General features: G+C 67.3%; 1 pseudogene. It reads left to right on the forward strand.

Annotation, left to right across the window (positions count from 1 at the left end):
- Window positions 1-214: pseudogene (locus ON21_RS30090) on the forward strand (IS110-like element ISMav6 family transposase); the annotation flags it as partial.

Here is a 214-nt window from a genome sequence, read left to right on the forward strand (position 1 = left end):
GAACCGGACTCCGCTGATCCTGGTCGCCGGGATGTGCACCCCAGCCGAGATCAGGACAGCCGGAATCGACGGTGTCACAACACATCTCACCGAACACGGGGCCTGGAAACCGGGCATCGCCAAGACTGCCGCTGCCGCCCTCGACGCCGCCGGACGCCAGAGCCTGGCCCTGCCCGGTGAGACCGACACCGCGATGCTGGTCAAACGCATCGCA

Source organism: Nocardia araoensis NBRC 100135 (assembly GCF_000308435.1).
Taxonomy (GTDB): domain Bacteria; phylum Actinomycetota; class Actinomycetes; order Mycobacteriales; family Mycobacteriaceae; genus Nocardia; species Nocardia araoensis.